General features: G+C 42.2%; 20 protein-coding genes. 7 read left to right on the top strand and 13 right to left on the bottom strand.

The window, feature by feature from the left end:
• Positions 1–10 precede the first annotated feature (10 nt).
• A complete protein-coding gene (locus Q0H92_RS08560; RefSeq protein WP_296013808.1) occupies positions 11–817 on the bottom strand; it encodes a type III pantothenate kinase in 807 nt (268 codons plus the stop codon).
• 150 nt (positions 818–967) lie between these two features.
• On the opposite strand from Q0H92_RS08560, the gene hisS reads away from it, so the two are divergent.
• Positions 968–2,269: a histidine--tRNA ligase gene (hisS, locus tag Q0H92_RS08555; protein WP_296013807.1), complete on the top strand. Its 1,302-nt coding sequence runs from the start codon at positions 968–970 to the stop codon at positions 2,267–2,269.
• 45 nt (positions 2,270–2,314) lie between these two features.
• Here hisS and ribE read toward each other — a convergent pair whose 3' ends face one another.
• From ribE to ribD, 4 genes are read right to left on the bottom strand one after another with little or no spacing between them, the layout of a single operon-like run.
• Positions 2,315–2,785 carry a 6,7-dimethyl-8-ribityllumazine synthase gene (ribE, locus tag Q0H92_RS08550; protein ID WP_296013804.1) on the bottom strand — a complete coding sequence of 157 codons (471 nt, stop codon included), beginning with the start codon at positions 2,783–2,785 and terminating at the stop codon, positions 2,315–2,317.
• A gap of 30 nt (positions 2,786–2,815) precedes the next feature.
• Entirely contained in the window at positions 2,816–4,030 is a 1,215-nt protein-coding gene (locus Q0H92_RS08545) for a bifunctional 3,4-dihydroxy-2-butanone-4-phosphate synthase/GTP cyclohydrolase II (protein ID WP_296013803.1), read from the bottom strand.
• Positions 4,020–4,631: a riboflavin synthase gene (locus Q0H92_RS08540; protein ID WP_296013802.1), complete on the bottom strand. Its 612-nt coding sequence runs from the start codon at positions 4,629–4,631 to the stop codon at positions 4,020–4,022. The genes Q0H92_RS08545 and Q0H92_RS08540 overlap by 11 nt, the downstream gene beginning before the upstream one ends.
• Positions 4,632–4,633: 2 nt before the next feature.
• Positions 4,634–5,806, bottom strand: coding sequence for a bifunctional diaminohydroxyphosphoribosylaminopyrimidine deaminase/5-amino-6-(5-phosphoribosylamino)uracil reductase RibD (gene ribD / locus Q0H92_RS08535; protein WP_296013801.1), 1,173 nt, complete (start codon positions 5,804–5,806; stop codon positions 4,634–4,636).
• 94 nt (positions 5,807–5,900) lie between these two features.
• On the opposite strand from ribD, the gene Q0H92_RS08530 reads away from it, so the two are divergent.
• The 3 genes from Q0H92_RS08530 (at position 5,901) to Q0H92_RS08520 (ending at position 10,707) form a co-directional block, all read left to right on the top strand.
• Positions 5,901–8,501 (top strand): PBP1A family penicillin-binding protein, encoded by a 2,601-nt coding sequence (locus Q0H92_RS08530; protein WP_296013800.1) that lies wholly within the window; start codon positions 5,901–5,903, stop codon positions 8,499–8,501.
• 29 nt (positions 8,502–8,530) lie between these two features.
• The gene (locus tag Q0H92_RS08525; protein ID WP_296013799.1) at positions 8,531–8,944 is read left to right on the top strand and encodes a ParB N-terminal domain-containing protein; all 414 of its coding nucleotides are present in this window, start codon (positions 8,531–8,533) and stop codon (positions 8,942–8,944) included.
• Positions 8,945–9,054: 110 nt separating this feature from the next.
• Complete coding sequence (locus Q0H92_RS08520) at positions 9,055–10,707, top strand: nucleoside kinase (protein WP_296013798.1); 1,653 nt, start codon at positions 9,055–9,057, stop codon at positions 10,705–10,707.
• Here Q0H92_RS08520 and fliJ read toward each other — a convergent pair.
• The 8 genes from fliJ to flgB form a co-directional block, all read right to left on the bottom strand.
• Positions 10,704–11,132, bottom strand: a complete 429-nt coding sequence (gene fliJ, locus Q0H92_RS08515) for a flagellar export protein FliJ (RefSeq protein ID WP_296013797.1) — start codon at positions 11,130–11,132, stop codon at positions 10,704–10,706. The two genes, Q0H92_RS08520 and fliJ, sit on opposite strands and share 4 nt — an antisense overlap.
• 11 nt (positions 11,133–11,143) lie before the next feature.
• Complete coding sequence (locus Q0H92_RS08510; RefSeq protein WP_296013796.1) at positions 11,144–12,493, bottom strand: FliI/YscN family ATPase; 1,350 nt, start codon at positions 12,491–12,493, stop codon at positions 11,144–11,146.
• A 128-nt stretch (positions 12,494–12,621) separates the two neighbouring features.
• A complete protein-coding gene (gene fliH, locus Q0H92_RS08505) occupies positions 12,622–13,554 on the bottom strand; it encodes a flagellar assembly protein FliH (RefSeq protein ID WP_296013795.1) in 933 nt (310 codons plus the stop codon).
• A 20-nt stretch (positions 13,555–13,574) separates the two neighbouring features.
• Complete coding sequence (gene fliG, locus Q0H92_RS08500) at positions 13,575–14,633, bottom strand: flagellar motor switch protein FliG (RefSeq protein WP_013701324.1); 1,059 nt, start codon at positions 14,631–14,633, stop codon at positions 13,575–13,577.
• Between the two features lie 3 nt (positions 14,634–14,636).
• Positions 14,637–16,343, bottom strand: a complete 1,707-nt coding sequence (gene fliF, locus Q0H92_RS08495) for a flagellar basal-body MS-ring/collar protein FliF (protein WP_296013794.1) — start codon at positions 16,341–16,343, stop codon at positions 14,637–14,639.
• Positions 16,344–16,467: 124 nt separating this feature from the next.
• The gene (gene fliE, locus Q0H92_RS08490; protein WP_296013793.1) at positions 16,468–16,818 is read right to left on the bottom strand and encodes a flagellar hook-basal body complex protein FliE; all 351 of its coding nucleotides are present in this window, start codon (positions 16,816–16,818) and stop codon (positions 16,468–16,470) included.
• 29 nt (positions 16,819–16,847) lie between these two features.
• Positions 16,848–17,309, bottom strand: coding sequence for a flagellar basal body rod protein FlgC (gene flgC / locus Q0H92_RS08485; RefSeq protein WP_296013792.1), 462 nt, complete (start codon positions 17,307–17,309; stop codon positions 16,848–16,850).
• 32 nt (positions 17,310–17,341) lie between these two features.
• Positions 17,342–17,761, bottom strand: coding sequence for a flagellar basal body rod protein FlgB (gene flgB / locus Q0H92_RS08480; RefSeq protein WP_296013791.1), 420 nt, complete (start codon positions 17,759–17,761; stop codon positions 17,342–17,344).
• Positions 17,762–17,858: 97 nt separating this feature from the next.
• On the opposite strand from flgB, the gene recO reads away from it, so the two are divergent.
• The 3 genes from recO to recJ all read left to right on the top strand — a co-directional run bounded on the left by recO (position 17,859) and on the right by recJ (position 22,348).
• Entirely contained in the window at positions 17,859–18,611 is a 753-nt protein-coding gene (gene recO / locus Q0H92_RS08475; protein WP_296013790.1) for a DNA repair protein RecO, read from the top strand.
• Between the two features lie 246 nt (positions 18,612–18,857).
• Positions 18,858–20,183 carry a thymidine phosphorylase gene (locus Q0H92_RS08470; RefSeq protein WP_296013789.1) on the top strand — a complete coding sequence of 442 codons (1,326 nt, stop codon included), beginning with the start codon at positions 18,858–18,860 and terminating at the stop codon, positions 20,181–20,183.
• Positions 20,183–22,348 carry a single-stranded-DNA-specific exonuclease RecJ gene (gene recJ, locus Q0H92_RS08465; protein ID WP_296013788.1) on the top strand — a complete coding sequence of 722 codons (2,166 nt, stop codon included), beginning with the start codon at positions 20,183–20,185 and terminating at the stop codon, positions 22,346–22,348. Before Q0H92_RS08470 ends, recJ begins: the two co-directional genes overlap by 1 nt.
• Positions 22,349–22,364 lie beyond the last annotated feature (16 nt).

Here is a 22,364-nt window from a genome sequence, read left to right as displayed (position 1 = left end):
AAACTGACTTCTACAGCACCAAATCAGAAATAATCTTCAGTCCGCGGATTGTCAAGTCTTTGTCAACAACAGTAAACACATCTGTAATTGGTTTTAGAACTTTGTTAAGTCCGCCGGTTGCAACAACTTTTACGGTTTCAGCCTTGTCGCCGGTAAGTTTTTCGAGGTCAGCCTTAACTTGGCGAACCAGATACTCAACAAGTCCTTTATATCCAAGAACAACGCCTGCCTGAATTGCAGTTTCTGTATTCATTCCAAGGCTTGAAGACGGAGCTTCCAAAGAAACAAACGGAAGCTGGGCCGCATTAGTCGCCAAAGCTTTTATAGCAGTTCCCAAGCCAGGAGAAATAGTAACGCCACGGATTGTTCCGCTTGAATCAGCGACAGTTAAAGTCAAAGCCGTTCCAAAATCAACAGCAATAACAGGACCTTTTCCTTCAAACAAATTCCAGGCGCTTACCGCATTGCAAAGCAAATCTGTTCCAATGTTTGTATGAGGCGAATTTGAATCCAGCCTGACAGGAAGTCGTCCGCTATAGGCAAGGTCAGAAGACAAGATAAACGGATTTTTTCCGCACAAATGCTGGCATACAATAACAAAAGGTCCAATCAAGGCAGGAACAACAGAACTTATAATGCTTTTATCAAGAAATTTTGTCTGGATTCCGGCTTCCCTGCAAAGCGTAAGCAAAATAGAAGTATATTCATCTCCTGTGCGCCTTGAATCAGTTGCAATGCGCCACTGAACAGCAATTTTATCGCCATCAAAGATAGCTGCGACAATATTTGTGTTTCCAATATCCACGGCAAAAAGCAATTTCAGCCTCCAGCAATACGTTCTGTTTAATTAAAAATATTGCATTTGCCTTTTTTTTTCAAGCGAAACAAAAAAATCAGCGAAGCAAAAAATTGCCAAAATATTCATACTCATTGAGCAAATTCTATTTATATTATAGTATATTTTATTATGGAAACATTTATTCAACCAAAAATCTTAAAAGGATTCAGAGACTTTCTTCCACAAGATGAAATTTTGAGATCTGACCTAATTGAAAAACTCACAAAAACATTCCGCTCTTACGGATTCGTTCCTATAGACACTCCAGTTCTTGAATATACAGAAATTTTGCTTAGAAAAAGCAACGGCGAAACAGAAAAGCAGATGTTCCGCTTTGAAGACAACGGCGGAAGAGATGTCGCAATGAGATTCGACTTGACAGTTCCTTTCGCGAGGTTCACAGCACAGCACAAAGAAGAGCTTTACTTTCCGTTTAAAAGATACCACATTTCAAAAGTATGGCGCGGAGAAAAACCTCAGGCTGGAAGATACAGAGAATTTGTCCAGTGCGACTTTGACACAGTAGGAAGCGACAGCGCAGTATCGGACTTTGAGACGCTTAGCCTTATGAAAGCCGCCCTTTCTGCAATTGGCGTTGACGAAATAAAAATTCATGTTAACCACAGAGGCATTTTCAACCGCTTTTTAAAGAAACTTGGACTTTCAGAAAAATCGGAAGATGTATTAAGAGCAGTAGACAAGATTGCTAAAATTGGCGAAGAAAAAGTTTCAGCGGAACTTGAAGAAATTACAGGAAGCGCAGATTCAAGCGCAAAAATTATTGACTACATAAAGCCTCTTTCTTCTTTTGAAGAGACACTTTCACACATAGAAGAGCTTGCTGGCGGCCAAGATGAAGACTCAAAGCGCATGAAAACAATTTTCAGCATGATGAAAGCAGCCGGAATTGAAAACACATACATGCTTGATCCTGCAATCACACGCGGACTTGACTATTACACAGGCATTGTCTACGAAACTTTCCTTGAAAAACTGCCGTCAATAGGTTCTGTTTGCTCAGGCGGAAGGTATGATAACCTCGCAGGTCTTTACATGAAGGAAAAATTGCCGGGCGTAGGCTCAAGCATTGGCTTAGACAGGCTGATTGCAGGGCTTTCTGAACTCGGGCTTGCAAATGCAAAAGGCAGCTATCTTGATGCGGAAATATTCAACACTGATGAAAATCTGAATGTTCAATATCAGAAAGTGGCGGCAAAACTCCGAAAAGAAGGAATTTCCGTGGAAGTATTCCCAGACACTGTAAAAATCAACAAGCAGTATTCTGTAACAGACAAAAAACAAATTCCTTGGGGAATTATGCTTTCAAGCAACAGCGAAACTGAAAATACAATCACGCTCAAGAATTTAAAGACAAGGGAAATCTTTGAAGCCATTTCGATTGAAGATGCGGTAAAAAAGATTAAAGGTTAAGTTTAAATAGCTTCCCGTGTCGCAGCACGGGAATGACATTTTATTTTACATCTGCTTGAGCAAGTTCACCATTTCAATTGCTCCAAGCGCGCAGTCGTAGCCTTTATTTCCGGCTTTTGTTCCGGCGCGTTCAATAGCCTGATCAATCGTATCAGTTGTAAGCACTCCGAACATAACAGGAAGTCCAGTCTGTAGGCTAACTTGAGCAATTCCCTTTGAAACTTCAGCGCAAACATAGTCGTAGTGGCTTGTTGCTCCGCGGATTACAGCTCCAAGGCAAATAACAGCATCGTACTTTTTGCTTTCAGCCATTTTTTTTGCGGCAACAGGAATTTCAAAAGCGCCCGGAACCCAGCAAAGAGTTATGTCATCATCTTCAACATCGTGGCGAACAAGTCCGTCTTTTGCGCCCGCGACAAGTTTTGAAACAATAAACTCATTGAACCTTGCGGCGACAATTCCAACTTTGATTTTGCTTGAATTTCCAGCAACAACTTTTCCTTCAATAATTTTCATTTTTTCCTCCAAATATTTTTTTAGAATCGGCTAAACGTTAGAAAGCAGATGCCCCATCCGTTTTGCCTTTGTTTTCAAATAAAATTCATCATATTTTTGAACCGGAATTTCAAGCGGAATACGCTCCTCAATTTCAATTCCGTTTTCCTTGCAGTTCATGGCATCGATTTTCTGCGGATTGTTTGTCATAAGGCGAAGTTTTGAAACTCCGAGGTTTTTAAGAATTTGAATTCCGCACGAATAGTCCCTGGCATCTTCTGGAAGACCAAGCGCAAGATTAGCGTCAACGGTGTCCATGCCTTTATCCTGAAGACTGTAAGCCTTTATCTTGTTAAGAATTCCGATTCCCCTTCCTTCCTGAGAAAGATAAACGAGAACTCCCCTTCCTTCCTGAGAAATTTTTTTCATCGCAAGGTCGAACTGCTCGCCGCAATCGCATTTTCTTGAGCCGAAAGTGTCGCCTGTAAGACATTCGCTGTGAACACGGCACAAAACGCTTTTTCCGTCGGAAACATTTCCCATAACCAAAGCCTCGTGATGCTCGCCGGTTATTGTGTCCAAAAATCCGTAAAGCTTAAAGTCGCCGTACTTTGTGGGAAGATTCGCTTCCGCAACACGCTCAATGAATTTTTCAGTTGACTTTCTATATTCAATCAAATCGGCAATTGTTATAAGAGTCAAATTCCATTCCTTTGCTTTTTCTTCAAGTTCCGGGCGGCGCGCCATGTGTCCGTCTGCGCTCATAATCTCGCAGCAAAGTCCAGCTGGCTCAAGTCCGGCTAAGCAGCACAAATCAACAGTCGCTTCGGTATGTCCCTGGCGTTCAAAAATTCCCTTGTCTTTTGCAACCAAAGGAAACATGTGTCCCGGGCGGCGAAAATCTTCCGGCTTAGTTTCTGGATTTACAAGCGCAACTGCTGTGGCACTTCTTTCAAATGCGCTGATTCCAGTTGTCGTTGAAACATGGTCTACGGAAACAGTGAAGGCAGTTTCGTGGTTGTCCTGATTCTGAAACGTCATCGGATGAAAATTAAATTTTTTTGCGATTTCAGAACTTACCGGCATACAGATAAGTCCGCACGCATTCCGCGCCATGAAATTTATATTTTCGCCTGTAGCAAATCTTGCGGCGCAAATCAAGTCGCCTTCATTCTCGCGGGACTCGTCATCAGTAACCATTATAATTTTTCCGCTGCGCAAATCCTGCAAAGCTTTTTCTATAAGAGCGAATTTTTCAGCCTTCATTTTTTTCCTCCAAAGTAAAATGCCTTATATATTTTCCAACTATGTCGCATTCAATGTTCACCAAGTCGCCGGGCTTTTTTTTGCTTAAAACGGTGTTGCTCCAAGTATGCGGAATCACCGCCGCGAAAATAACACAAGTTGAGCCGCTCCATTTTACAGAAGCAATAGTCAGGCTGATTCCGTCAATTGCGACAGAGCCTTTTTCAATCATAAACTCACCGAGTTTTTTTTCCATTGAAAACTGAATATTCACGGCGTTTTCATTTTTTGAAAAAGCAAGAATTCTTCCAGTTCCGTCGATATGCCCTGAAACAATGTGTCCGCCAAATCTTCCGTCCGCTTTCATTGCGCGCTCAAGATTCACAAAACTTCCGGAGCGAAGGATTTTCAAAGAAGTTCGGCTGAAAGTTTCCGGCGTAACATCGGCTTTAAAAACAGAGCCAGAAAATTCAGCGACAGTAAGGCAAACTCCATTCACGGCAATGCTTTCGCCAAGCACAAGTTTTTCATCAAAATCAGACTGAATCTCAATCGAAAAAGAATGGCCGGATCTCACAATATTTTTTACAGTTCCAAGACTTTCTATAATTCCCGTGAACAAAATTATTCCTCCAAAACTGGATTTTGAAAATTGTATTCCAAAAGCAAATCGTCAGAAAAAGTCTTTACATTTTTCAGCGAAAGATTCACGCAAGACAAAAGGCTTGAACATTCAATTCCCTGAACCGGCGAATGAACTGCTCCGTTTATTCCGCCCAAAATTTTTGGAGCGACAAAGCAAAGCACTTTGTTTACAAGGCATTTTTTTTCTTTTCCGTAAAAAAACAAACTTGAATTAAGAGAGCCGCCGGATTCAACAAGAACGCTGTCAATTGAAAGCTCGCCAAGTTTTTTCAGCACTTGAAAAATGTCGATATGCGAATCTTTTTTTTCTACTTGAATTACTTTTGCGCCTTTTTTTTCAAGAGCGGATTTTTTTTCAGAATCCGAGCAAGTAAAAATTATAAGCGGAACTTCATTCGCAGTTTTTACAAGATTGCATTCAAGCGGAATTTTCAGTTCTGTATCAAGAACAACGCGAGCCGGCTGTTTCAATTCTTCGCCTTGAATTCTGCAAGTCAAAAGCGGATTATCTTTTAGAACAGTTTGAATTCCGCACATAACGGACGCAGTTGTTCCGCGCAAATAATGAACATATTCCCGCGAACTTTCGTTTGTAATCCATTTGCTTTCGCCTGAAGAAAGTGAAGTTTTGCCGTCCGCGCTTTGCGCATATTTTACAATCACAAAAGGAAGTTTAGTTATTATATAATGGAAGAAAATTTCATTCAGAGAATCGCATTCAGTTTTCATAAAATCCCGGAAAACTTTTATTCCCACATTTTCAAACTGAGCAACGCCTTTTCCGTTTACAAGAGAATTCGGATCGCGGCTTCCAATCACGACATTTTTTATTCCGGCTTCTATGATTGCCTGAGTGCACGGCGGCTGTTTTCCTGTATGGCAGCAAGGCTCCAATGTAACATAAAGATTCGCCCCGCGGACACAAGAATTTTTTTCAGCCGCATTTTTTAAAGCATCTCGCTCAGCATGAAGATTTCCGTATTCGTGATGAAAACCTTCCGCAATAATTTTTCCGTCTTTTTCAATTACCGCGCCAACAAGAGGATTCGGATGAACTTTTCCGCCGCCTCTTTTTGCAAGCTCAATTGCACGCTGCATAAAAATTTTCTGAGGAACAAAAATAGCGTTTTTCTCTTCTGCAAAAGCTTCCATACAAGAAAGTTTTATATCAAACTAAAAATATTGTCAATACAAGCCGCTTATGCTCGTTTGACAATAGAAACATTTTTATCTATTATATATTGTTATGAAAAAATGCGGAACTATGCCACTCATTCTTAGCGGAGCATTGCTTTTTTTTGCGCTTGTCTTTGGCTCTCTTCTTGGAGCTGGACTTGCGGCTACACGGAATACAATAAATACTGAAAATTTCACAGATTTTGAAACTTCACTTCCTACAAGACTTTTGGACATAAACGGAGAACTTATAACTGAATTTGCAAGCGACGAGCGGCGTGAAATAATCGCACTGAAAAATCTTCCGCAGCACATGATTGATGCGCTTCTTACAAGAGAAGACCGCATTTTTTACAGCCACCACGGATTCAGCGTAAAAGCTTTGTTCAGGGCAGTTGTCGGAGTTCTTACAAGAAGCTCGCTTGGCGGAGGCTCAACACTTTCACAGCAAATCGCAGGAACTTTGTATTGCGACCGTCAGGAATATTCAGTCAAGCGAAAACTCAAGGAACTTTGGTGGGCAATCCAAATGGAGCGCAGATATTCAAAGGATGAAATCTTAGAGCTTTATCTGAATAAAATTTATTTTGGCGGCGGAACCTACGGAGTCAACGCGGCAAGCAAATATTACTTCGGACACGATGCCACAGAAATAACTCCGGCGGAATCTGCAATTCTCGTAATTCAGCTTTCAAATCCTTCTTTCTATAATCCGTTCGAACATCCAAACCGGGCAATGGCAAGGCAAAAAGATGTTCTTGAAGCGATGGTGAATTCCGGCTACATTTCACAGCAGCAGGCAGACGACAGCTTTGACACATACTGGGCAAACTTTGACTACACAAGAACAAATGCTTCCGCGCACGCAATGCAAAATGACGAAGCGCCTTGGTTCAGCGAATATGTAAGAAGAAATTTAAGCGGAATGATTTACGGAACAGAAGACATTTACACAAGCGGATTCACCGTAAACACAACATTGAATCTTTCGCACCAAAAAGCCGCGGAAGAAATAATGCAGGATTATATCCATGCGGCAAACAGACTTTACCAGCGGACGATGAATTCCCACGAGCGTGCGGCGTTCAGCAAATATATTCCGCTCACAGAACTTTTCAGCCTTGTATTCGACTTGCCGGACTTGAAACTTGGCGAGCAAAGAAATCAGGCAACGGCAATGAATCAGTACCGCGATGAAATAAATCCTATAATCGACGTAATGTCCATGGTCTGCGGAATTGAATCTTTGAAAACTGAAATCGTCAACAAAGGAAATTCCTTGATTCAGCAGAAGGCGGAAAAAACAACGATTGAAGGAACAATGATTGCCATTGAAAATTCAACCGGCTACATAGATGCGCTTGTCGGCGGCTCAAAATATGACAAGACAAACCAGTTTATCCGCGCGGTACAGGCAAAGCTTCAGCCTGGCTCAACATTCAAGCCGCTTTATTATTCCGAAGCAATTGAAAGCCAGAAATTCACAATGACAACAATTATAAGCGACACGCCTCAGGTTTTCCACAAAGAAGATGGAACTCCTTATATTCCGCAGGACTTTAAAGGCCAGTGGGAAGGCGATGTTGAATTCTGGTACGCCCTAGCCCACTCCATGAATGTGCCTTCAATAAAAGTTTTGGACACAATTGGATTCGACTCAGCAATAAAAAGAACTTCCGCGCTTTTAGGAATTCCTTCAAACGAATTTGAAGCAAGGCACTTTGAGCCAGTTTATCCGTTTGGACTTGGAGTTTGCTCTGTGCGCCCAATTGAAGTTGCAAAAGCCTACGCCACAATTGCAAACCACGGAAAAGAAGTCAAGCCGATTGCAATTCTTTCAGTTGAAGACAAAAACGGAAACATAATTTTCAATCCGGGAAAAGAACAGGCAGACGCACAAAAATCCAGAAACGGAGCAAAGCAGATTCTTACAGAAGAAACGGCGTTTATAATGCAGGAAATTATGAAGAATACTGTGGCAAGCGGAACTTTAAGATACGGCTCTGACTGGGACTCAACATATTGGGTTACAGGAAAAAGAAAAGGCCGCGGAAACAAATTCAACTTTGTAAATTCAAACGGAAAAACATTCCAAATGCCTGTAGCAGGAAAAACAGGAACAACGCAAAACTGGGCAGACGCTTGGGCAGCAGGATTTACACCATATTACACTTCTGTTTTCTGGTTCGGATTTGACAAGCCGGGACAGTCGCTTGGACTTTCGATTACTGGCTCAACTTTGGCTGGCGTTGCCTGGGGCGACTATATGAATGCCGCAAACCAAGGCAAGCCATACAAGCCGTTCTATGACGAAAAGCCAAAAGACTTGATTCAGCTTGAGGTCTGCACAAAAAGCGGTGGAATCTTGACTCCTGAATGCGGAAGCAACAGAATTACCGCATATTATTATCCAGGAACAGAGCCGACAGAACCTTGCAAAAAACACACTGATGATTCTGGCAGAAATTTAGGTGCCGCAAGACTTCAAAAAGCAAGAATCAGGGCTGGATACTATTTTGACGAAGGAATTGACGACAGTCCGCTTATGGTTGACTTGAGTTTCCTTAAGAGCGGAAAACTTTCTTCTGAAATAAGGCAGGAAGAATCCGAATATGAACTCTTGCAGCCGCAGAGAAATTCCGATGATTTTTCAAACTGGCTTCTTGACTAAAAAACAAAGATTGCCTATTTTTTAATTAAATGCTTGTAAAAATTGAAGACATAAAAGTAAAAAAAAGAGTTCGCCGTGATTTGGGAGATTTGACCGCATTAAAAGAAAGCATGCACCGTTATGGTCTTATGAATCCAATCACGCTGAATTCAAACTACGAGCTTGTGGCAGGAGAACGCAGGCTTGAAGCAGCAAAATCTTTAGGCTGGGAAAGAATCAACGCAAATGTCCTTGACTCAAATGTTGACAATATCCGCCAGCTTGAAATGGAGCTTGAAGAAAACAATCAACGCAAGGAATTTACAGACGAAGAACTTATGGAAGGATACAAGCGGCTTGAAAAGCTAAAAAATCCTCCGCTGATTATGCGGCTTCTAAAATTCATCGCCAATATCTTTCTAAAAATCGCAGAGTTTATAAAATCGCTTTTTGGAAAAAAATAATTTTTAAGCATTCAACAATTTCTCTTTGCATTTCAACATTTTGTGCCTTATAATTAAAGGATAAAAAATATCATGTTTAAAAATTCAGCAAAGCATTTTGGAGGCGCATCATGAAAAAAATAAAAATCACATTTCCAGACAATTCATTTATAGAAGCAGAAAATGAAATCCGCCCGATTCTTTTCCTTGAAAAATTCAACGCGCAAAATAAAAAAATTGTCGCAGTAAAAGTAAACAACGAAATCTGCTCATTGGACAGCCCGGTAAACATAACTTCAAGCATAGAGCCAATTTTTTCAGACTCAAAGGACGGAAGCGCAATCTACAGAAGATCCCTTTGCTTTGTTTTAGCGGCGGCGGCGCATAAAATTTTCCCGGGCAAAAGACTTTTAGTCGGACACAGCTTGGGCTACGGCTACTATTACACGCTTGAGCTTGGCGAGCCTCTTACAAAAGAAAATATTTTAAAGCTAAAAAATGAAATGGAGCAAATCATAAAAGATGACAAAATAATTGAAACCGACTTCATTTCATATTCAGAAGCCTGCTCACTTTTTGAAGAGCTCGGACTTACAGAAACCCGCAAACAGCTGAACTACAGATGTCCTTCCCGCGTTCAGATTAACAGGCTTGAAGGATTTTCTGATTTGTATTTTGGACCGCTAGTTGGAACGACTGGCATTTTGAATGTTTTTGACTTGCTTCCATATAGCGACGGATTTCTTTTGCGATTCCCCAAAAAAGACCAGCCTGAAAAGCTCACGGAATTTGTTGACCAGCCGAAGCTCTTTGAAATTTACAAATCATACAAACTTTGGGGAAAAAGACTGAATGTAACTTCCGCGGCAAGTTTAAACCAGTTGATTCATGACAGAAAAGAATCTGAATTTATCGATATAACAGAAACGCTTCAGACAAAAAGAATTTCTACAATCGCAGATGAAATTCTAAAAAAGAAGTCAGCAAGAATTGTCCTCATAGCAGGCCCGTCTTCTTCCGGAAAAACAACAACCAGCAAAAAACTTGCATTGCAGCTCGAAGCAATCGGATACAAGCCAAAAGTTATAAGCCTTGACAGCTATTATCTTGGACGAGCGCAAACTCCAAAAGATGAAAACGGAAACTACGACTACGAATGCCTAGAAGCCTTGAACATTGAGCTTTTAAACCAGAATCTTGTTGACTTGTTTGCCGGAAAACAAATCAAACTGCCGTCTTATGATTTTCATGCCGGAGTAAGCTATTTCAAAGGCGACACAATGACTTTGGAAGAAAGCGACATTTTAATCATGGAAGGAATCCACGGACTCAACGACAAGCTTACGCCTTTAGTTCCGGCAGATAAAAAGTTTAAAATCTACATTTCCGCATTGACCCAGCTGAATCTTGACGATCACAATAGAATTTCAACAAGCGACAACAGGCTCATAAGAAGAATTGTAAGAGATTCACGCTACAGAGGAAAAAGCGCGGCAGACACAATCGCAATGTGGGAAAGCGTTCAGAAAGGCGAACAGCTTCACATATTTCCGTTCCAAAACAACGCCGATGCAATGCTGAACACTGCGCTGGACTATGAGCTTCCAGTTTTAAAAGTTTATGCAGAGCCGCTTTTAAGATGCGTAAGTCCGCTCCAAAAAGAATATGCAGAGGCAAACAGGCTTCTTCAATTCTTAAACTGCTTCTCTACAATTCCTGCAACTTCTGTTCCAACGCAGTCTATAATCAGGGAATTTATCGGCGGAAGCGCATTTAAATACTAAAGCAAATTTTTTCTGGCAGTCACAATATCGTCGGCTGCCAATTCCTCTGCTTTTAAGCTATCTTTTTTCCACTGACGGAATTTATTTTCCTTTAGCTTTTCAAGGACTTTGACTTTTTGCATTGCCTGCCGGACAACTTCGCGTTTTTCATCTGCGGCAATCTGCGCCGTGGCAAGTTCTTCCAAAAATTTTTCTTTCTTCTGCTCAAGCATGAAAAAAAAAGACTGGATTTCAGCCTGAACAAGAAAATCTGTATTTGTGTCGAAATTTTTTATCGTGGAAACTTTCCGCCTTGCAATGGATTCAAGCTCGCCCTGAATTCTTGAGACTTCTGCATTCGCCTTGCCAAGTTCCATTTCTGCCTGACGCTGCTCAAATATTCTGAGGTCAAGAATTTTCTGCATTGAAAAAGCAAATTTTTTCATAAAGATAAAAATCAAGCAGGAGATTCTGAATATTCGGCTTCAGGAATTTCAATTCCGCTTAATTCAGAAAGAGATTTCAACGTATCTTCAATTGTAAGATGGCTGTTTTCTTCCTGGCACAAAAATTCTTCAACAGCCTGATGATGGTCAATGGCTTCGTCAATTTCCGGGGAAGAGCCTTTTTGGTAAACGCCGGCATTTATCATTTCTTCCTGCTCTGAATAAACGGAAATCCAACGGCGCACACGCTGCACGGCTTTTTTTGTGCAAGTTCCAGAAACGCGTTTTGAAAGACGGCTGATGCTTGTAAGCATATCGATTGCAGGATAATGCTGACGGGCCGCAAGGGAACGCTGCAAAACAATGTGTCCGTCTAAAGTTCCGCGCACTTTATCAGCAATAGGCTCATCCATGTCATCGCCGTCAACAAGAACTGTATAAAAAGCGGTAATGCTTCCTTTGTCATTTGTTCCTGTGCGCTCAAGAAGCTTTGGCAACATATCAAAAACGCTCGGAGGATAACCTCTTTGCGCAGGAGGCTCGCCTGTTGCAAGTCCAATTTCCCTTTGCGCATGGGCAAAACGAGTTACGCTGTCAAACATCAGCATAACGTCCTTGCCTTGGTCGCGGAAATATTCAGCTATGGCAGTTGTAACATAAGCGGCTCGCAATCTGGAAATAGAAGGCTGGTCGCTAGTTGCAACAACAAGCACAGAACGTTTAAGTCCTTCATCTCCCAAGTCGCGCTTTATAAAGTCCATGACTTCGCGTCCACGCTCACCGATAAGACCGATTACGTTTATATCAGCATTTGTATTTCGCGCAATCATTGAAAGAAGCGTTGATTTTCCAACTCCTGAACCTGCAAAAATTCCAAGACGCTGACCTTTTCCGACTGTGAGAATTCCGTCAATAGCGCGAACTCCAGTTACAATGCGCTTGTCAATCGGCTTGCGTTCCATTGGATTTGGAGGAGATGCCAAAGCCGGATAATAAGCTTCTGGGAAAATTTCACCTTTGCCGTCATAGGGCTTTCCAGTTGCGTCTATTACGCGTCCCAAAAGCGACAGTCCAACAGGAACTTCCAGAACGTGCCCGGAAGCAACAACTTCACAGCCAACTTCAATTCCCTTTGTCTCTCCGTAAGCCATAAGACGCACAGAAGAGCCTTCAAGACCAACAACTTCCGCAAGAACAGAACTTTGAATACTTGGAATATGAATTGTGCAGATTTCGCCGATTACAGAGCGAGGACCTTTGCTTTCTATCATAAGACCTTTTACGCCTATGACAGAGCCGGTATATTTTATGGGTTCAATCCGTTCTATGCTATGAATGTATTTATCAAAAAAATTTTCCATTTTAAATTATCCCGCAACGACTGAAAACTATGCCTTGCAGATTTTTTAGCAAACTGACTTTCTTCTACAAGCACAAAAATAGATTGCCGGAGCAAGTCCGGCAATGACAAAGAAAACAAACAAATAAATCAACTGTCGGGATTTATAACTTCTGACTTGCCCACAGTTTTTATTGGCGAAATATTCAAAATCTGAGTTTCAAGTTCATTCAGCTGGCTTGAAATGCGCGCGTCAATTGCGCCGAAGTCCGTTTCAACAATGCAGCCGCCTTTTTCAACGGAACTGTCTTCAACAACAGAAATATTTTTGATATTTTCAACCTGACGGATAAAGTCTTTTATATGCTCGGTTGTAAGCTTCACATCAGCAAGATTTACGCGCAATGTTACATCTCCAGAGCCTTTTACTTTTTTCAAAGCCTGAAGAACATTCGACATTATAACGCTCTTTTGATTTTCGCTCATAATTTTTACAACTTTGCGCGCTATCAAAATCACAAGATTCACAATCTGCTGCTCTGTGTTATCAAGAATTTCCTGCCTTTTTGCCTGTACAGCTTCAATCATTTTGTGAATGCGCTCAACAAGACGCTGGGCTTCTTCATTTCCAGCCTTATAACCTTCTTCATGGCCGGCTTTAAATCCTTCGCTCTTTGACTTTTCAAAGATAGATTTTTCTTCTATTTTTGCGTTGGAAATAATATCCTGCGCTTCAGCTTTTGCCTTTTCAACAATATCCTGAGCCTCTTTTTGCGCCTGGGATTTTATTATTGCCGCCTGATCGCTTTGATGCTTTACCTGAGCAAACGCCGCATCTTCCGCATTTTTTACAATCTGATCTGCGTCTGCCTGAGCCTTTGCAAGCATCTTGGCCTTTTCATCTTCCCACTGAAGCTTAAAAGCCTCCGCTTCCTTGCGCAAGTCATCAGCTGTAGGTCCTGTATATTCTGGAACTTCCTCAACTTTTTCTTCTACAGGAGGCGCAAAATTTTTTGTAAACTGAAGGACAACTTCGCCCTTAGTATTGTTAACTTCTGCCGGTCTGAATACAGTTTGTGCCATGCTAAATGCCTCCAGTCAAATCAGACTACCATTTCATCATCGCTAGAACGAGCAATAACAATTTCACCAGAATCTTCAAGACGGCGGATTACGCTAACAATCTTCTGCTGGCTTTCTTCAACATCTTTCAAGCGGACAGGTCCCATATATTCCATGTCTTCTTTTAACATTGAAGCGGCTCTCTTTGACATATTGCGGAAAATCTTATCCTGAACTTCTGTATCAACTGATTTCAAAGCCTTTGCAAGCTCCTGAGTATCAACTTCACGCAGAACTTTCTGAATCGCGCGGTCATCAAGCATAACAATATCTTCGAAAACGAACATTCTCTTCTTGATTTCTTCCGCAAGCTCTGGGTCGTCTTCTTCAAGAGTTTCAATAATCGCCTTTTCAGAAGAACGGTCAACAAGGTTAAGAATTTCAACAATCGAGTCAACACCACCGGCAGCTGTGTAATCTTCGCTGGAAAGAGTTGAAAGTTTCTTTTCAAGAACACGCTCAACTTCACGCAGAACTTCCGGGCTTGTGCGGTCCATTGTTGCAAGACGCTTTGAAACTTCCGGCTGAATTTCCGCAGGAAGATTCTGAAGAATTGTTGCGGCTTTCTGAGGCTCAAGGTACGCAAGAATAAGAGAAATTGTCTGCGGATATTCCTGCTGAACAAAGTTCAAAAGATGAGCTGGATCTGTTCGGCGGATAAAATCAAACGGACGGACCTGCAAAGAGCTTGTGAGTCTGTTGATAATATCAATTGCCTTTTGGCTTCCCAAGGATTTTTCAAGAAGCTCGCGGGCAAAGTCAATACCGCCAGTTGTAATAAAATTCTGCGCCTGCATAAGTTCTTGAAATTCTTCAAGAACCTGATCTTTAAAGTCTGCGTCAATTGTATCAAGGCGCGCAATTTCAAACGTAAGAGTTTCAACTTCATCTTCGCGCAAGTGCTTCATTACATCAGAGGCTACATCGCTTCCGATTGCAACGAGGAAAATAGCGGCTTTTTGGCGGCCGGTAAGATTCTTATAATCCTTGATTCCGCCTTTTTTCTTGCTTTTTTTGCCGTCAACAAGTTCTTCTGCCATAAACTATTCCTCCATAAGCCAAGTGCGGATAAGCATTGCAACGTCTTCCGGATGCTCTTTTGCCATTGCAATCGCATTTTCCTGAAGCTCTGCCCGCTTGCGCTCTTCAACAGACATTGTAACTTCCATTCCCTGTTGCTGGGCTTCAAGAAGCGCTCTCTGTCTTTCTTCTTCCTGCTGACGAATTCTAGCTTCCTCTGCAAGACGGCGGCGGCGTTCAATCTCTCTGCTGATAATACGGAATGCAATGAACGCAATAAGAATTATAGCAATTCCAATCAGGCTGAACATAATTGTGCGGTTTCTGTTAAGCTGCGCAATATAAGCCAGATCTTCTTTTTCCTGCTCTTCTGTTCTGTCAAACGGAATATTTGTAACTGTAACGCTGTCTCCTCTGGCTCTGTTATAGCCGACAGCATCCTGAACAAGTTTTGTTGTATTTGCAAGCTGCTCTGGAGTAATAGGAATGTACTCGCGCTTTAAATGTCCGTTTTCAAGAATAGGACGATTGTTTTCATCATAAACTTTGCGCCACTGGCCGTCGATGTTTACAGAAACTGTAATGCGGTCAATCTTAGGGCTTGTAATTTCAGAAACATTTTTTTCATTCAGCGCATAGTTGCGTTTTACACCTTCTTCTGTGGATTTTCCCACGACATTTGACATATCGCTGTAAACTGGAGGATTCTGGCCTTCAACTCCAGCCGGACCTTCAGGATTGTAGCCGGTTCCAGTAAACGACTTGTTTACAGTTTCTTCCGACAAAGTGAGGCTGTTTACAATTTCAGAGTCGTCATAAGGAGTATTCGGATTGTCTGGACGGATTGTGATTCCGCCGTATTCTCTTGAAGTAGTTGTGCGCTCAGACATATTCATGTCAATCTTGATGTTCGCAACTCTTACACGGTTGTCAGAAAAAGTTCCCTTCAATGCGGCAAGAACAAGGCCTGTATATGTAGTTTCCTGCTTAAGAATAAGCTTTCTCTGTTTTTCTATATTTGAAATACGGTCGCTTTCAGCCATGCCTTCAAAGTCATTTATTTGAATATTTGAAGCGCCGTCGTTGATTACGATATTTTCGTCGCGCAAACCTTCTACGCAGGCTTTTATGAGATTTTGGATTCCGCGGATTTTGCGCTTGTCTGTAAGAACATCGCTGTTTCCTTTTGCATACAAAACAATGCTTGCGGATGTAGGATTCTGATTTTCTGTAAACAAAGCTTCATCAGGAAGCACAAGATTTACTTCCGCGCGCTGGATTCCGTCCAAAGACTCAAGCTGCTGCTTTAATGCTGTTTCTGTCGCGCGCTGCCAGTTCACCTTATCATCAAAGTCTGTTCTTGACCAACGCGTAACATCAAAAAGGCTGTAGGCATCAAGGCTCGAAGGTGCATATCCTTCAGCAATGAGGCGGCTTCTGTATTTTTTTGCTATATCGCTGTTTTCAACAGAAATATAATTGTCCGATGAAACATAGGCCTTTACATTGTCCTGATCAAGGCGGGAAAGAATAAGTTCCCGTTCTTTTTCATCATTTACCGGACCGTTAAAAAGGCGCACTGTGGAAGGGCGAGACGACATAGAAGCCATAAGAACAATCACCGCTATAGCAACCACAACGATTGCAGCCACAATAGCTTTTTGGAGAGTTGTCCACTTCGCCCATTTTTCTTTAATGGTTTCTAAATTTTTCTTGAACCATTCGTTCATATTCCCCTCCCATGAACGAACTCATTTTATTTCTATTTTACGCTGTCCCACTCGCATAAAAAGATAGGACAGTATAACACAAATTCCCGAATTTGACAATAAAACTTTTCACCAAACTAGCGCGCTATCTGTTCTGCGAAAGCTCATTCCAGCCTTTTACAAGACGGTCGATTACATTCTGCGCAAGATCCAGCGACATCTGGGCTTTTGCCATGGCAGTTGTAACATCATGGATGTCCACGCTGTCCGGATCTGTTATGACTTTTTCCTGAAGAGCAGAAACATTGAGCTGCTGGCTGTTCATTTCGTTTACAGCTTCAAGAAGGTAAGTTCTAAAAGACTCTTTCTTTTCAGCACCGTCAACAGAAGCGTTTTCGTTTCCCTTTAAAGCCTTGCTGACATTTCCAATGGCTGAAGTCCCAAGATGAGACATATTTGACCTGTTAAGCTCCATTGAGCCAAAAGAAAGATTCATAGTTCCTCCCGTTTACTGATTAACTGCAACTAGCGACTGCCGATTTCCAAAGCAGAGGCAAACATTTCCTTGCTGCCCTGAATAACAGAACTGTTGGCTTCGTAAGCACGGTTTGCGCTTATCATGTTCACCATTTCATTTACAATATTCACGTTAGGATATTCAACGTAGCCTTTGTTCGGTCCAGACTGAATCGCATCCGGGTGGCTTGGGTCGTAAACCATTCTGCCCTGCTCGCTGTCTTTTACGATTTCACGAACACGAACGCCTTTTCCAGGTCCGTTGTCCAGCTCTGAATCCACAAAAGGAAATCTCCACTGAGGATTTGAAGAAGCAATAGGCTCAATAATCACGCTCTGCTTGCGGTAAGCTCCGCCTTCCTGAGTACGCGTTGTTGTGGCATTTGCAATATTGTTTGAAATGACATCAGTGCGCAGACGCTCCACGCTCATGCCTGTTGCCGCTATGTTTATGCTTGTAAATAATCCCATACTTTTCTCCAAAACTCAATAGTAAAAATAAACTATATTGACTTCATTGCAGTCTTGACCTGTGAAAACTCAAAATTCATAAGCTGGGTCAAAAGTCGGTACTGCATCTGAATCTGAACAACATTCATTGCTTCCTGCTCTGCATCAACATTGTTTCCGTTGGCTTTTGAAGCAGTTGTGTAGTCGGAAACACGTCTAGGCTCAACATCACGCCAATCGCGCGGAACTTCGCTCTGAATATGGCGCGCGTCATTTGTCGCCATGCGGAAAGAACTGTGCTCGTTGTCGCGGCTAATGAAGGCTTTTTTCAGCTCGCTTTCAAAGCTTACGGACTGTCTCTTGAAATTCGCAACTTCGCTGTTTGCAATATTGTTTGCAGTAACCTGATAGCGGAGGCTTTCAACATCAAGAGCGCGGTGAAGCAAATCTACAGAATTTGAAAAACTGTTCATACTCTGTTTATCGGCATTTCAGAAAAAAAGTTTATAGTATATTGCAAAGCGTTTTCCACGCTGATATTATAGGCGCATGGCAGAGCGGAACAAGAGAATGAAATCTGTAATCCTTTCATTAAAAGAGTCCGGAGAAAACAACAGGCTTGTAAAAGTAATTTCTGCGGAAAACGGAATTTTCAACGCAATGCTCTACGGAGGCCCAAAAAGCCGCCTGAAGTCCCTTGTTCAGCCGTTTTATTCAGGAATCCTCTATATATACAGCGATGAATCCCGCAATTCAATAAAAATAACCGACTTTGACGCGCAAAACTGCCATCTTTCGTTCAGGACAAGCCTTCTAAAATCCTGGGCGGCATCGTTTGCCTGCGAGCTTGTGCTAAAGACAAAATGCGCCGGAGAAACAGAAAAAGCCTTTGTGCTTCTGTGCGCCTTTCTTGACGGAATAGACAGCGTGGACGAAAACGAAGTCCGCCTTGGAATCCTGCGCTTTCTCTGGAGATACCTTGGGCTTTTGGGGCTTCAGCCTGAACCTAGAACCTGCTGCGGCTGTGGCTCTTCACTTTTAAGCCATGAGCAGAACGCAAGCTATATGGAAAGGCAAAACGGATTTGTCTGCGCGGACTGCATTTCTTTCGCCCCGGAAAACAGAATGCAAGGAAACTTCAGAATCGACCTTGACTCGCTCACCTACCTTGCCGCCATAAACGAGCTTCCGCCCGGACAAGTAAGAAAACTGCTTGTTCCCTCGGAATCCGTTTACAACATGAAGCGGCTTCTGTACAGCATGATTGAAAAAGCCTGCGGAATCCAGCTTGAAACCTTAAAAAGCGGAATCGGAATACTTTAGCCGGAAATTTCTCCCGCATTATCGCCCACTTCACAACGCACTTCACTTGAACAAGACATGGCAAATGACTTTTTTTTCTTTTTGGGATATAATAATATATGTGTTCTTAGTTCGAATATTTTGTCATTGCTGTGCTTGACACGGCAATCTATGCCTGCAGAAGATTCCCTCATCAAGTGCGGGAATGACAAAAAGGTTCAGATATATCAACGACATTAAAAACAACACTTAACAGCGGAGGTCAAAATGCGTGTGGCGGACATAATCATTAAAAAGCGTGGAACTGGAAATCAAAAAGGACAGGAGCTTTCGCGTGATGAAATAGAATTTCTTGTGAACGGCTATGTTGACGGTTCAATTCCTGACTACCAGATGTCGGCTTTTCTTATGGCCGTTTATTTCAGCGGAATGACGTTCGAGGAAACAGGAATTTTAACAGGCTGCATGCTTAAATCCGGCGACACAATCAACCTTGAAAAACCCAAGGGGCTAAAAGGACCTTTTTTGGACAAGCATTCCACAGGCGGCGTGGGAGATAAAATCAGCCTTCCGCTTGCGCCTATCGTGGCGTCTCTTGGCGTAAAAATTCCCATGATGAGCGGCAGAGGGCTTGGGCACACAGGCGGAACTTTGGACAAGCTTGAATCAATAGAAGGCTACAATGTGAATCTTAACGAGGAGCAGTTCGCTTCGATTATCGAAAAGACAGGCTTTGCCATGATGGGACAGACAGAAAAGATTGTTCCGGCAGACAAGAAAATGTACGCCTTGCGGGACGTTACAGGAACTGTTGAAAGTGTTCCTCTGATTACGGCAAGCATTCTTTCAAAAAAAGTCGCGGAAGGAAGCGATGCCCTTGTGTTTGATGTAAAGTGCGGAAAAGGCGCATTTATGAAAAGCGAGGCGGATGCTGAGCAGCTTGCGTCGTTTCTTGTAAAGACAGCCCAGACAATGGGAAAAAAGTCCTGCGCGCTTCTAACCAGAATGGACTCTCCTCTTGGATTCAAAGTAGGAAATTATCTTGAAATAGAGGAAACTCTTGAGTGCCTGCAAGGAAAAGGTCCTGCCGATGTAATGGAGCTTACCTATGAGCTTGGCGCAAGAATGGCTGTCTTCGGCGGAAAGGCAAAAGACACAGAGGACGGAATAGCCAAATGCAAGGAAGCTGTAAAAAGCGGAGAGGCGCTAAAAAAGTTCCTTGAAAACGTAAAGGCTCAGGGCGGAAATCCAGACAAGCTTCTAAGCGAACAGGGAAAACGCCGCTCAAAGTTCAAGTCAGAAATCTTTGCAAGTCAAGACGGATTTTTAACAGTTGATGCGTACAAGACAGGAATCGCGTGCATAAACCTTGGCGTGGGCAGAAACAAGTCGTCAGACAAAGTGGACGCGGACTCTGGAATAATTTTCTGCAGGCGGCAGGGCGACTTTGTAAAGAAAGGCGAAAAGCTTCTTGAAGTCTATGGAAAAAGCCCGGATGCTCTTGAAAGCGGAAAACAGCAGCTTGAGGTGGTCTTGACTTTCAGCGCGGAAAAGCCAGAAGAAAAGAAATTGATTTTAAAGGAAATAAAATAGTGTCATCATCAAAGTGGGTAAAAAAAACAATTTCAAAGGAAGAAGTTGAAAAGCTAAAAAGCAAGTTTTCACTGGACAGACTTACAGCAAGCATTTTTGCACGGCGCGGAATCACCAGCGGAAAAGACATTCTTTATTTCATGGAAGATGACTTAAGGTTTCAGCATAATCCTTTTCTGTTCAATTCAATGGAAGATGCAGTTGATAGAATTCTTGCCGCAGTTCCAGAAAAAGACAGTCCGAAGGAAGAGCATGAAAATGTTTTGATTTTCGGCGACAAGGATGTTGACGGAGTAACGGCGACAACTGTTCTTTACGACGAGCTTTGCTCATTGGGAATTGACGTTCAGTACAGAGTTCCAGAAGGAGATGACGCATACGGGCTTTCGATTCAGGCTGTAGATGATTTTGTAAATCAGAACGGCTCACTTATTATTACAGTTGACTGCGGAATTTCAAACAATGCGGAAATCGAGCACGCGGCGAATCTTGGAATAGATGTAATCGTTCTTGACCATCACAATCCAAAGGAAAACATTCCTTCTCCTGCGATTATTTTAAATGCGAAGCTTTCAGATTCAGGCTATCCGTTTGAAGAAATTTCTGGATGCGCGGTCGTGTACAAAGTTGTTTCAGCGTTAAGATTCAGCAAGAGCAAATGGTACAAGGCAGACGCGGCTTTGCTCAATGCGCGCGAAGAAGAAAACGGGCAGATTGCTATTGAATGCATAAAGCTTAGAAATCTAGTTCCTGTTTCAAGGCTTGTTGAGCATATTTTTCCGGGCGAAAAATCAATTTACGACACGAAGATTCCGCAGTACTTGTCCGACCAGATAATTCTTTGCTGGGACAAAGCCAATGTTGAACACTTGCTAAACCTAACGTTCGGAAACAGCGCGCAGTTCAATATTGCGGACATAAGAACAGAAGCCGCAAAACTTTACCCTTCCCTAAAAAATCTTCCGCTTTCCAGAATAAAGGAAATGTCAAAAATCGCAAAGTACGGCGACCATGCTCCCACGGAAATCGGCGGATTCTACAATATCTTTGTAACTTATGTTCAGCAGGACTTAAAGAAAAATTTTCCATCTGATTCAGAAAAAGAAAAGCATGACTTGCAGCTTGTGGCTTTGGCGGCTCTAGCAGATATAATGCCGATGAAAAATGAAAACAGGCTTTTTGTGCGTAGCGGAATTAATTCAATAAATGAAAATAAAATCCGTCCTGGTCTAAAGGAACTTATGTCAAATATAGGGCTTTTGGGAAAGCGCATTACTTCAACTGACATTTGCTGGACGCTGATTCCAAATTTGAATGCGGCTGGCAGGCTCGGTCAGGCTAGAATCGCAATTGAGCTTTTTACAGCAAAAGACGATTCGTACCGTGAACAGCTTGCAAAAAAAATAATTGAGCTTAACACAAAAAGAAAATCCCTTACTCAAGAAGCGGAATTAATTGCAGGCCTGCAGGCAAAAAATTCTGTGAATGACTTCAGCGGAAAATTAAGCTTTGTAATCGATGAAAAAATAAACAAAGGCGTTTCTGGAATTCTTGCCGGACGCTTGGTTTCTTCGCTTGGTGTTCCTGCAATGGCGATGACTTACGTGGGAAATCTTGTTGTAGGCTCAATGAGAAGCTGCCGCGGATATGACGTAACTGCTTTTCTTGACCAGCTGAAAGATTTGTTTGTAAGCTACGGCGGGCACAACTTTGCGGCCGGATTCAGCTTTGAAAAAGAAAAGTTCGAGGAATTCAAAAGGCGCACAAAGGAGCTTTCAAGCACAATAAATCTTTCTGACAAAACTGACGAGATTCAAATTGACGCAGAACTTCCGCCGTCCTACATGACACCGGACTTGAAAAAAATCATAGACAGATTCGAGCCGACTGGAAACGAAAATCCAAAGCTTGTTTTCTTAGCAAAAAATCTTCCGATTGTTTCCGGACTTGTAATGGGAAAGGCAGAAAAGCAGCATCTAAAAATCACTGTTGACTGCGGAAAAAACAAATGGCCCTGCATCTTTTGGAATGAAGGCGGACGGCTTCACAGGGATTTTGATGTGGGAGACAAGGTTGATATAATTTTCAACATAGAGCGGAATGTTTTTAACGGAGCAGAAACGCTTCAGCTTATGCTTTTAGGAATAGAAAAATCAGTTCAGTAAAAAAATTAAAAATATT

It is taken from the genome of uncultured Treponema sp., from assembly GCF_934725225.1.
GTDB lineage: Bacteria > Spirochaetota > Spirochaetia > Treponematales > Treponemataceae > Treponema_D.
Note: the sequence above shows the minus strand (reverse complement) of the source record. Positions and strands in the feature narration are given on the sequence as shown.

Excerpts from the sequence above, each read along its gene's own strand:
- Q0H92_RS08530 (WP_296013800.1), top strand. The coding sequence starts at position 5,901 with ATGAAAAAATGCGGAACTATGCCACTCATTCTTAGCGGAGCATTGCTT.
- hisS (WP_296013807.1), top strand. The coding sequence starts at position 968 with ATGGAAACATTTATTCAACCAAAAATCTTAAAAGGATTCAGAGACTTT.
- fliJ (WP_296013797.1), bottom strand. The coding sequence starts at position 11,132 with ATGAAAAAATTTGCTTTTTCAATGCAGAAAATTCTTGACCTCAGAATA.
- flgC (WP_296013792.1), bottom strand. The coding sequence starts at position 17,309 with ATGGGATTATTTACAAGCATAAACATAGCGGCAACAGGCATGAGCGTG.
- Q0H92_RS08525 (WP_296013799.1), top strand. The coding sequence starts at position 8,531 with ATGCTTGTAAAAATTGAAGACATAAAAGTAAAAAAAAGAGTTCGCCGT.
- ribD (WP_296013801.1), bottom strand. The coding sequence starts at position 5,806 with ATGGAAGCTTTTGCAGAAGAGAAAAACGCTATTTTTGTTCCTCAGAAA.
- Q0H92_RS08470 (WP_296013789.1), top strand. The coding sequence starts at position 18,858 with ATGCGTGTGGCGGACATAATCATTAAAAAGCGTGGAACTGGAAATCAA.
- flgB (WP_296013791.1), bottom strand. The coding sequence starts at position 17,761 with ATGAACAGTTTTTCAAATTCTGTAGATTTGCTTCACCGCGCTCTTGAT.
- fliE (WP_296013793.1), bottom strand. The coding sequence starts at position 16,818 with ATGAATCTTTCTTTTGGCTCAATGGAGCTTAACAGGTCAAATATGTCT.
- fliH (WP_296013795.1), bottom strand. The coding sequence starts at position 13,554 with ATGGCACAAACTGTATTCAGACCGGCAGAAGTTAACAATACTAAGGGC.
- fliG (WP_013701324.1), bottom strand. The coding sequence starts at position 14,633 with ATGGCAGAAGAACTTGTTGACGGCAAAAAAAGCAAGAAAAAAGGCGGA.
- Q0H92_RS08510 (WP_296013796.1), bottom strand. The coding sequence starts at position 12,493 with ATGGAAAATTTTTTTGATAAATACATTCATAGCATAGAACGGATTGAA.
- Q0H92_RS08520 (WP_296013798.1), top strand. The coding sequence starts at position 9,055 with ATGAAAAAAATAAAAATCACATTTCCAGACAATTCATTTATAGAAGCA.
- ribE (WP_296013804.1), bottom strand. The coding sequence starts at position 2,785 with ATGAAAATTATTGAAGGAAAAGTTGTTGCTGGAAATTCAAGCAAAATC.
- recO (WP_296013790.1), top strand. The coding sequence starts at position 17,859 with ATGAAATCTGTAATCCTTTCATTAAAAGAGTCCGGAGAAAACAACAGG.
- Q0H92_RS08545 (WP_296013803.1), bottom strand. The coding sequence starts at position 4,030 with ATGAAGGCTGAAAAATTCGCTCTTATAGAAAAAGCTTTGCAGGATTTG.
- fliF (WP_296013794.1), bottom strand. The coding sequence starts at position 16,343 with ATGAACGAATGGTTCAAGAAAAATTTAGAAACCATTAAAGAAAAATGG.